This window comes from Achromobacter sp. UBA5777 (assembly GCF_002418565.1).
Lineage (GTDB): Bacteria > Pseudomonadota > Gammaproteobacteria > Burkholderiales > Burkholderiaceae_B > Achromobacter > Achromobacter animicus.
Map to the genome: position 1 here is coordinate 1 of NZ_DIEJ01000260.1, position 7,956 is coordinate 7,956.

General features: G+C 65.9%; 5 protein-coding genes. All 5 read left to right on the top strand.

Going from position 1 to position 7,956, the window contains the following annotated elements:
- Positions 1-309 precede the first annotated feature (309 nt).
- Positions 310-933 (top strand): TetR/AcrR family transcriptional regulator, encoded by a 624-nt coding sequence (locus tag B3446_RS22470; protein ID WP_191576812.1) that lies wholly within the window; start codon positions 310-312, stop codon positions 931-933.
- Positions 934-1,082: 149 nt separating this feature from the next.
- Entirely contained in the window at positions 1,083-3,056 is a 1,974-nt protein-coding gene (locus B3446_RS22475) for a BCCT family transporter (RefSeq protein WP_291385131.1), read from the top strand.
- Between the two features lie 175 nt (positions 3,057-3,231).
- On the top strand, positions 3,232-4,365 hold the full coding sequence (locus B3446_RS22480) for an efflux RND transporter periplasmic adaptor subunit (RefSeq protein ID WP_291385133.1): 1,134 nt from the start codon (positions 3,232-3,234) through the stop codon (positions 4,363-4,365).
- A 15-nt stretch (positions 4,366-4,380) separates the two neighbouring features.
- A complete protein-coding gene (locus B3446_RS22485) occupies positions 4,381-7,482 on the top strand; it encodes a MexW/MexI family multidrug efflux RND transporter permease subunit (protein ID WP_291385135.1) in 3,102 nt (1,033 codons plus the stop codon).
- A 10-nt stretch (positions 7,483-7,492) separates the two neighbouring features.
- The coding region (locus tag B3446_RS22490) for a TolC family protein (RefSeq protein WP_291385137.1) at positions 7,493-7,956 on the top strand (464 nt) is incomplete at its 3' end.

The window sequence follows — 7,956 nt, forward strand, 5'->3', positions numbered from 1 at the left end:
GGCGCTGGGGCGGGCGCCTCCTCGCGGCCGCAGCCGGCCACGGCGGCAGCCAGCGCGAACACGGCAGACAACGCCATCAGGCGTGTCCGGCGGTGGGGCAGGGAAACGGGAAGACGCGGCGCTGCATCCGCAGCGGCGTGGCGCGCGGTGGAACGCGCGGCCGGGCCAAGACAATTCACGAAACACCTCGCGGCGCGGAAAAGGGCAGGAAAAGGGCGAGTCGGACTCGATACGGAGTGGATTCTAATACAGTCCTGTATCCGGATTCAATGTTGAATCTGAAACCGACGCCGGTGCTAAACTCCGCCCATGTCAAAAGTCCGCCTAACCCGAGAGCAGAGCCGTGACCAGACGCGTCAGCGCCTGCTCGACGCTGCCCAGTCGATTTTTCTGTCCAAGGGTTTCGTGGCGGCCAGTGTTGAAGACATCGCCGAGCAGGCGGGCTACACGCGCGGGGCGTTCTACAGCAACTTCGGCAGCAAGTCCGAACTTTTCCTGCAACTGCTCAAGCGCGACCATGAAAACGTCATGGCCGACATGCGCGCCATCTTCGAAGCCGGCGAGACCCGGCAACAGATGGAAGCGCGCGTGCTCAATTACTACAGCACGCACTATCGCGAAAACGATTGTTTCCTGCTGTGGATGGAAGGCAAGCTGCAGGCCGCGCGCGATCCGGACTTCCGCGTGGGGTTCATCGCCTGTCTGCGCGAACTGCGCGCCGCCACCACCGAATACATCCGTCAGTTCTCGGCCCTCGTCGGCACGCCGCTGCCGCTGCCGGCCGAGCAGCTTGCGCTGGGGCTCTTGGCCCTGTCCGACGGCATGCAGTTCAGCTACGCGTTCGATCCGCAGGCCGTCACGCCCGAGATGACCGAGGCCGTGCTGGCCGGGTTCTTTCGCCGCGTGGTCTTCGGCGACGCAAAGCCCGAATAAGACCGCGGCGCCGATCTGAAAACTTCCGATTCGTGTCTCAGGTGATTGTCAGCCTGGGTGCGCCCGTGATAGTAATACCGGCGGTGCACCGGTCGTGCTGAGGGGGCCAGCGCCATGTTCCGCGACCCTCGGGCACAAGGAGTGCATCCATGACTTCGGAATCCCGATCCGGCACGACCATCCATCGGCCCGTTTTCTTTTCCGCGGCCCTCTTCACCGTCCTGCTCGTCGCTTTCGCCATCATTGCGCCCAAGGTGGCGCAGGACCTCTTCGGCACGATGCAGGCGTGGATCATCAGCAACGCCAGCTGGTTCTACATCCTGGTCGTCGCGATCATTCTGCTCTCGGTCGCGTTTCTGGCGATCAGCCGGTATGGCGACATCAAGCTGGGCCCGGACCACAGCGAGCCTGATTACCGCAATTTCACCTGGTTTGCCATGCTGTTCTCCGCCGGCATGGGCATCGGGCTGATGTTCTTCGGCGTGGCCGAGCCCGTCATGCACTTCGTGTCGCCACCGGTGGGCGAGGGCGGCACGGTCGAGGCGGCGCGCGAGTCCATGAAGATCACCTTCTTCCATTGGGGCCTGCACGCCTGGGCGATCTACGCGGCGGTGGCGCTGACGCTTGCGTTCTTCAGCTTCCGTCACGGGCTGCCGCTGACCCTGCGGTCCGCGCTGTATCCCCTGATCGGCAACCGCATCCACGGCCCGATCGGCCACGCGGTCGACATCTTCGCCATTATCGGCACCGTGCTGGGCGTGGCGACGTCGCTGGGCCTGGGCGTGGCGCAGATGAACAGCGGGCTGAATCATCTGTTCGGCATTCCGGTCGGCGTGGTGCCGCAGATCATCCTGATCGTCATCACCTGCAGCCTGGCGACCATGTCGGTAGCCAGCGGGCTGGACAAGGGCATCCGCATCCTGTCTGAAGCCAACATGGTGCTGGCGGTGATCCTGCTGCTGTTCGTGCTGATTGCCGGCCCCACGGTGTTCCTTTTCCAGACGTTTGTGCAGAACACCGGCGCTTACCTGTCCGACATCGTCAACAAGACCTTCAACCTGTACGCCTACGAGCCGACCGACTGGCTGGGCGGCTGGACGCTGTTCTATTGGGGCTGGTGGATCGCGTGGTCGCCATTCGTGGGCCTGTTCATCGCCCGCATCTCGCGCGGCCGCACCATCCGTGAGTTCGTCTGCGGCGTGCTGCTGGTGCCGGCCGGCTTCACGCTGTTCTGGATGACGGTGTTTGGCGACACGGCCATTTACTACATCCTGGTCGGCGGCGATCAGGGCCTGGCGCAGGCCGTGGACAAGGACAGTTCCCTGGCGCTCTTCGCATTTCTTGAGTTATTGCCCTGGAGCAGCGTGATATCGGTCTTTGCGATTGCAATGGTGGCCGTGTTCTTCGTCACGTCCGCCGACTCCGGAGCGCTGGTCGTGGACCTGCTGGCCTCGGGCGGCGCGGACCGCACGCCGGTGTGGCAGCGGATCTTCTGGTCGCTGTCGATGGGGGCGGTGGCCATTGCGCTGCTGCTGGCCGACGGCCTGACCGCGCTGCAGACCGCCACCATCGCCAGCGCGCTGCCGTTCTCGATCATTCTGCTGCTGTCGCTATGGGGGCTGTTCAAGGCGCTCAAGCTGGACGCGACCAAGCGGGGCATCCGCTATCAATCGCTGACGCTTTCCCGGCCGGCGCGCGGCGGCCAGTCCTGGGAACGGCGCCTGCGCAACATGGTCATGATGCCGCGCCGCGCCCACGTGCTGCGCTTCATCTCGGACGTGGTGCGGCCGGCCCTGGAAGACGTGGCCGATGAATTGCGCAAGCAGGGCTATGCCGTAGAGGTGCGCGAAGACGAAAACGACGGCGGCGCAATTCTGGAAGTCTCGCACGGCGAACATCTGGACTTCTCCTACGCCGTCCAACCCCAGGCCTTCGTGCGGCCCAGCCTGACGCCAGACGAGGCGGCCGACGAAGACGAGCGCAAGTATTTCCGCGCCGAAGTCCATCTGCGCGAAGGCGGCCAGGACTACGACATCATGGGCTGGAGCCGCGACGCGGTGATCGGCGACATCCTGGATCAATACGAGCGGCATCGTCATTACCTGCACATGGTGCGCGGGTGAGCCGATTGCGCTGATCCGCCCGCTCCGCTTTCCCCTTAGGCCACGCGCATCGCGTGGCCTTTTTTTCGCCCATAGGCCGACGCTATCCCCTTCATTGCTTTCGCTGCTTTGACGAATCACCGCGATTCGTGGATTATCCAAGCAAATTCTTGCTTAAATAAAAAGTGAGCGAAAAATGAAGGCGAAGGCAGGAGCATGGGCGGTTGTTGCCCTGGCCGTGGCGGCGGTGTTGGCCGGCGGGGCGATGTACTGGAAATCCAAATCGGCAACGCAGGGCGGCGGTTGGTCGATGCCGCCCGCCAAGGTCGCGGTGGCCGCCGCGGTGCAGGCGGACTTCCCGGTCGTCCTGGCAGGTATCGGCTCGCTGGAAGCCACGCGCCAGGTGCTGGTGCCCGCTGAGGTGGACGGTCGCGTCGCGCAGATCCTGTTCACGCCGGGCGAGGCCGTGAAGGCCGGGCAGTTGCTCGTGCAGTTGAACGACGCGCCCGAGCAGGGCGAACTGGCGCGGCTGCAGGCGCAGGCGCGCAACGCGCGGGCCGTGCTGGATCGCACGCGCCGGCTGGTGCCGCTGCAGGCCGCGACGCGCGAACAACTCGATCAGGCGCAGGCCGATCATGAGCAGGCCGCCGCCGACGTGCGGCGCGTGCAGGCGCTGATCGACCAGAAACGCATCAAGGCGCCATTCGATGGGGTGCTGGGTGTGCGTCGCGTGAATCTGGGCCAGTTTGCCCGCGCCGGCGATCCGCTGGTGTCGCTGACGGATGCGTCCTCCGTGTACGCCAACCTCACGCTGCCCGAACAGGCGCTGGGCGCGCTGCGCGTGGGCCAGCCGGTGGCAGTGACGGTGGACGCCCACGCCGGCCGTGCCTTCCAGGGCAAGGTCACGACCGTGGAACCGCAGGTCGACCCCGCCACGCGCACCGTACGCGTGCAGGCATTGCTGGCCAATCCCGACGGCGCGCTGTCCGCCGGCATGTATGCGCAGGGCAGGGTCAGCCTGCCTGACCGCCCTAACGTCATTACCGTGCCGGAGACGGCCGTGAGCTACAGCGCCTATGGCGATTCGGTCTATGTCGTGGCGACCCCCGATGCCGGCGCGGCTGCCGGGGCGCCCACTGTCCGCCAAGCCTATGTGAAGACCGGCGAACGCCTGCGGGGCCGCGTGGTGGTGACAGAGGGGCTCAAGGCCGGCGATCAGGTCGTCACGTCGGGCCAGCTGCGCCTGCACAACGGCGCCGCCGTCGAGATCCTGCCGAACGACACCGTAGCGCTGACCGCGCCGGGGCAGACCGTGGCGCAAGCCCGGTAAGGCACGGAGGCTCCCATGAAGTTCACCGATCTTTTCGTGCGCCGCCCCGTGCTGGCGCTGGTGGTCAGCACGCTTATCCTGCTGCTGGGCATCAAGGCGCTGAGCGGGCTGCCCGTCCGGCAATACCCGCTGACCGAAAGCACCACCATCACCATCACCACGCAGTACCCGGGCGCCTCGCCCGACCTGATGCAGGGCTTCGTGACGCAGCCGATCGCGCAGTCCGTCGCCACGGTGGAAGGCATCGATTACCTATCGTCGTCGTCCACGCAGGGCCGCAGCGTGATCACGGTGCGGATGAAGCTGAACGCTGATTCCAACAAGGCCATGACCGAGGTGATGGCCAAGGTCAACGAGGTCAAGTACCGCCTGCCGCAGGACGTCTACGATCCGGTGCTGGTCAAATCCGCGGGCGAGGCGACGGCCGTCGCCTACGTGGGCTTTTCCAGCACCAACCTGTCGCTGGCCGCGCTGACCGATTACCTGTCGCGGGTGGTGCAGCCGCAGCTCTCGTCCATCGACGGTGTCGCAAGCGTCGAGCTGTACGGCGGACAGAAGCTGGCCATGCGCGTCTGGCTGGATCCGGACCGCATGGCGGCGCGCGGGATTTCCGCCGGCGAGCTGGCCGACGCGCTGCGCCAGAACAACGTGCAGGCGGCGCCTGGACAGGCCAAGGGCCTCTACGTGGTGTCGAACATCCAGGTCAACACCGACCTCGTCAACGTGGCCGAATTCCGCGATCTCGTCATCAAGCAGGAAGGCGGCGCCATCGTCCGGCTGGGGGATGTGGCTACCGTGGAACTGGGCGCAGCGTCCTCGGATTCGAGCGGTCTGAAGGATGGCGAACCGGCTGTGTACTTCGGCCTGAACGCCACGCCCGTCGGCAACCCGCTGGTCATCGTCAAGCGCCTGAACGAGCTGCTGCCCGACATCAAGCAGAACCTGCCGCCCGGCACCAGCGTGCAGGTGCCGTTCGAGCTGGCCCGCTTCATCAGCGCGTCCATCGACGGCGTGACGCAGACGCTGCTGGAAGCCATCGTCATCGTGGTGGCGGTGATCTTCCTGTGCCTGGGCTCGCTGCGCGCGGTGCTGATTCCGGTGGTGACCATACCGCTGTCGATGCTGGGCGGCGCGGCCATCATGGCCTTGTTCGGATTCAGCGTGAACCTCTTGACGCTGCTGGCGATGGTGCTGGCCATCGGCCTGGTGGTGGACGACGCCATCGTCGTGGTCGAGAACGTGCACCGCCATATTGAAGAGGGCAAGTCGCCCGTGCGGGCGGCGCTGATCGGTGCGCGCGAGGTCGCGGGGCCGGTGATCGCCATGACCATCACGCTGGCGGCGGTCTACGCGCCGATCGGGCTGATGGGGGGGCTGACCGGCTCGCTCTTCAAGGAGTTCGCCTTCACGTTGGCGGGCGCGGTGGTGGTGTCGGGCGTGATCGCGCTGACGCTGTCGCCGGTGATGAGTTCGTTTCTCTTGAACGGCCGGGTGGCCGACGGCTGGATGGCCCGCAAGGCGGAGCACTTCTTCGGCCGCCTGGGCGACGCCTATGGCCGCGTGCTGGACGTTTCGCTGCATCATCGCTGGGTCACCGGCGTGCTGGCCGTGGCCGTATTGGCCAGCCTGCCGTTCCTGTACAACGCCGCGCAGCAGGAACTGGCGCCGGTCGAGGACCAGTCCACGGTGCTCACCGCCATCAAGTCGCCGCAGCAGGCCAACATCGACTATGTCGAGAAGTTCGGCAAGAAGTGGGACGACGTCATGAAGACGCTGCCCGAGCAGAACGGGCGCTGGCTGATCAATGGGTCCGACGGCGTGTCCAACAGCATCGGCGGCGTGAACTTTGTTGACTGGCAGGACCGCAAGCGCTCGGCCGACGAGATCCAGGCCGACATGCAGGCGATGGCGAATGGCGTGGAAGGCAGCAACATCTTCGCGTTCCAGCTGCCATCATTGCCCGGCTCCACGGGCGGCCTGCCGGTGCAGATGGTGCTGATGAGCGCGTCGGACTATGCCGTGGTCTATGACGCCATGGAAAGCCTGAAGAAGGCCGCGCGCGAAAGCGGCCTCTTCATGGTGGTGGACAGCGACCTGGACTACAACAATCCGGTTGTGCAATTGAAGGTGGACCGTAGCAAGGCCAACAGCCTGGGCGTCACCATGAAGGCCATCGGCGACACGCTGGCGGTGCTGGTGGGCGAAAACTACGTCAACCGCTTCGGCATGGACGGGCGTTCGTATGACGTCATTCCGCAAAGCCTGCGGGAGCAGCGCATCTCGCCGCAGGCGCTGGCGCAGTATCACGTGAAGAGCGCCTCGGGCGCGCAGGTGCCGTTGTCCAACCTGGTGACGGTGTCGATGGGCGTGGAGCCCAACAAGCTCACGCAGTTCAATCAGTTGAACGCCGCCACGTTCCAGGCCATTCCCATGCCGGGCGTCACGATGGGCGACGCGGTGCGGTTCCTGACCCGCGAGGCGCAATCGCTGCCGGCGGGCTTCAGCTACGACTGGCAGTCCGACGCGCGCCAGTTCACGCAGGAAGGCTCGGCGCTGATGATCACCTTCATCTTCGCCATCATCGTCATCTACCTGGTGCTGGCCGCGCAGTACGAAAGCCTGCGCGATCCCTTCATCATCCTGGTGAGCGTGCCCATGTCGATCTGCGGCGCGCTGATTCCGCTGGCGCTGGGCATGGCCACCGTCAACATCTACACGCAGATCGGGCTGGTGACGCTGATCGGGCTGATCAGCAAACACGGCATTCTGATGGTGGAGTTTGCCAACGAGATGCAGGTCAGCCACGGGCTGGACCGGCGGGCCGCGATGGAGCAGGCCGCCCGCATCCGCCTGCGTCCCATCCTGATGACCACCGCCGCCATGGTCATGGGGCTGATCCCGTTGCTGTTCGCCACCGGCGCCGGCGCGCACAGCCGCTACAGCCTGGGTCTGGTCATCGTGGTGGGCCTGCTGGTGGGCACGCTGTTCACCTTGTTCGTGCTGCCCACCGTCTACACCGTGTTTGCCCGCGATCACCGGGCGGCCAACGACACGCCGCGTGCCCGTGAACTGGCGCAGGCTGACGCCGAGGACGCGCGCGCCGCGGCCTCGCATTGAGGAATCGAACATGAGTAAGCTGCACATCTATCCCCGGTTGCGCCGCAGTGCCGTCGTGCTGCTGGCGGCCCTGGCCGTGGCCGGCTGCGCCGTCGGGCCGGATTACCAACAGCCGAACCCGGCGGCCGTCGTCCTGGCCAGCCCCGAGCAGGCGCTCTTCTCCACCGACCAGGTCCAGCGCGACTGGTGGAAGCAATTGCAGGACCCGCAGCTCGATCGCCTGGTCGACTTGGCGCTCGCCCGCAACCTGGATATCCGCATCGCCCAGGCGCGCCTTGCCGAATCGCGCGCGGTGCTGGACGAAAGGGAGCTGGACAAGCTGCCCGCCGTGACACTGGGCGGCGGGTACGCGCGCAGCCTGTCGCAGGCGAACCCCGGCGTCGCCGGCCAGCGCAATCTGGCCGAAAGCTATCGCGCGGGCTTTGATGCGACGTGGGAGCTGGACCTGTTTGGCCGGCTGCGCCGCGCGGCCGA